This window comes from Moorena sp. SIO3I6 (genome assembly GCF_010672095.1).
Window position 1 is genome coordinate 1 of the sequence record NZ_JAAHHU010000756.1, and the last position, 2284, is coordinate 2284.

Annotated in this window: 4 protein-coding genes; 3 read left to right on the forward strand and 1 reads right to left on the reverse strand. The window is 44.4% G+C overall.

The window, feature by feature from the left end; all coding sequences use genetic code 11:
- The 3 genes from F6K49_RS42305 to F6K49_RS42315 form a co-directional block, all read left to right on the forward strand.
- Positions 1 to 258 (forward strand): hypothetical protein (locus F6K49_RS42305; RefSeq protein ID WP_293107349.1); only part of this gene is annotated, 258 nt, incomplete at its 5' end.
- A 157-nt stretch (positions 259 to 415) separates the two neighbouring features.
- Positions 416 to 799 (forward strand): hypothetical protein, encoded by a 384-nt coding sequence (locus F6K49_RS42310; RefSeq protein ID WP_293107352.1) that lies wholly within the window; start codon positions 416 to 418, stop codon positions 797 to 799.
- Positions 800 to 847: 48 nt separating this feature from the next.
- Positions 848 to 1015 carry a hypothetical protein gene (locus F6K49_RS42315; RefSeq protein ID WP_293107355.1) on the forward strand — a complete coding sequence of 56 codons (168 nt, stop codon included), beginning with the start codon at positions 848 to 850 and terminating at the stop codon, positions 1013 to 1015.
- A 263-nt stretch (positions 1016 to 1278) separates the two neighbouring features.
- On the opposite strand, the gene F6K49_RS42320 is transcribed toward F6K49_RS42315, so the two are convergent.
- Positions 1279 to 1920, reverse strand: a complete 642-nt coding sequence (locus F6K49_RS42320; RefSeq protein WP_293107358.1) for a hypothetical protein — start codon at positions 1918 to 1920, stop codon at positions 1279 to 1281.
- Positions 1921 to 2284 lie beyond the last annotated feature (364 nt).

A 2284-nucleotide genomic window follows, 5' to 3' on the forward strand; every position in this document is an offset into this window, starting at 1 on the left:
GGTGCCTTAGAGTTAATCAATGGCTTCTTATTTTGCAATTTTGCCAAGAATGAATATGTCTATGTTACTGGCGACAAGTGGGATGAGCGAGTTCAAAAACACTTGGTCGAAAATGGAGCGATTACAGTGGTTACGCCAAAAGCTAAGACGTTCGATTTAACCGGGGTTTATGCCTCTTCAAAATCACCTAAAAAGCCTGCCAGTAAAACTAGCAAATCCAAGCGTCCGGGAGCACGCAAAAAATCTAAACGAAAGTAGCAATTAAAGTGCTACTCTTGAGGTACGGACTGGTTAGCTAGCGCTAACTCTGATGATTGAGACCTCTCCAATTAATTGGCTGGGGTTTCTTTTTTCACTTGATAAAAAGTAGTAAAATAACAAGAAGTAATCCCCTCCACGTACCCTAGGAGATAAAATGAAGAAACGAGACTTTTCCGAATGGCCTAATCAAAAGCTGTGGCCTTCTAGAACAACAGACTCCTGGAAAGAGAAGGTCTGGAGAGCTTACCGCGCCATTTGCAAATACAACAAAGTAAATGAATCCAAGATAGCTGTAACAAGAGCTTCTCTGCGAAAAATAACAGGAGTCGATGGCAGAAATATCAGTAACTGGATTACGGTTAATTGCCGGGAAGTCGTAGAGGAAAACCAGCGCTGGGGAATTCATAATCACCGCTTTCCAGATATAACTTTGAACTTTTATAACCGGCGTTACTCTCAATATCAGTTGAGTGAAATGCTGGAAACTCTCAATAGAATGTACCTAGGGGGATGCGCTCCAATCAACGTGTTAAGGTAACAAATAAACGTCGATTTTCGCTAACATTAAAGAAAAAGGAGGTAGATAGTGAACAAGAAGAAAAAACGTCAACAACGGCAATCGCGACTACAGCGTCAAGCGAAAAAGAAACAGCAGAAACGTCAATTATTAGACGAACTTGGTATGCCAGGGGATCCCTTTCAAGTCATCTACCAAGATGGAGTCCCAGTCTTGTTATGTTTTTCAGAAGATTAGACATATCTAGGATAGAAGTGATCGCATCTACTAAAATAGACTAGATACCCCTAACAACTCCCCTGGGGCTATCACTTGCTCCCAACAAGACCCACTCAACTCTTTCCGGATCCGAGTGGGTCTTGTGCTTTTTGTTCGCGTAGCGGCTCTTTTGGAGCATCGTCCCGTGACTGACGCGCTTGCATGCGATCAATCGGAATGCATCAGTCCTACAGCCCCCACGAACAATGAAGGGTTGAAGCGATCACATCTGAAGTGCCTGTTCATTCCTCGCTGCTAGACAAGCCCCACTGGGGACCACCACGCCAGTTTGTCATCAACGGGTAACCAACAAGCTGATTGATCAACGCGCAGGTAATATCATCCCTTCGGTAATCATCTCGGAACAGGTAGTTAACAAGCTTTTTGGCCAGTCTTTTTCCAAATTTGTCGCGTTCAACCAACACAGCAAATACTGCATCAACCAACGACTTCTTGTGATCGCTAACTGGTTTCAAGTCTTTAATTTTGGCTGTATTCAGTGTGAAGTAGATGGGGTTAATCAACCCATCAGGCTTTTTGTTTTTCCACTTCTTGGGGAATGCATCAATGGGTACAGCATTCGCAAAGCCTTGGTGCAGGGCAAAGTATTGTAGAGGTTCTGGAATGTGATTGGTATTAACGGATCCTCGGTTCCACATCTTCGCTTTGTGGGCGAATACGATCAATGCAGCGGTGGGGAACATCAGTATTCCTGGAGCAGTGGGTTTGTCTGCGATCTCTACCGGAGGGCAAAAACCATCCAGTAAGGCTTCGACGGTTTGAAACCCAACGTGTTCTAGATCAAAGTAGACCTTTTTGCCACCACCGGGCAGGTCTATCATGCTGTGGTTTTCCCAAATCAGGTAACTGGTTGATGTTGGCATGGCTTGATAGGGAGGGCTTTACGGTTAAGTTAGCTAGTGATCGTCCTTTCAGGACGTGCCAAAGGCGATATGGAACAAAGTTCCCGCTTGGCCGTAGGCCACGTCAAAGGCGAACGCGAACGCTTTTTGATTTTGCCGCAAATTACAGGACATATCAACAACATGCTTTCCGGAAAACGTTGAATGTTGCTAAAATATAGTTATCGCTTCAAATACTTGTAATGTCTGGCTTAGAGGCTCATACAATTCACGATAAATTGCCTCATTGCCTTCCGGAAAGCAATAATCTAGTCTTCATAGACTACCGAATCGAGATCATGCAGCTTCCGGCCATTGCCAGTCTTAGTGGACTGGATTTTGCCAG

What these genes read in the sequence shown, in the direction of transcription:
- F6K49_RS42310 (WP_293107352.1), top strand. Translation starts at nt 416, where the DNA reads ATGAAGAAACGAGACTTTTCCGAATGGCCTAATCAAAAGCTGTGGCCT.
- F6K49_RS42320 (WP_293107358.1), bottom strand. Translation starts at nt 1,920, where the DNA reads ATGCCAACATCAACCAGTTACCTGATTTGGGAAAACCACAGCATGATA.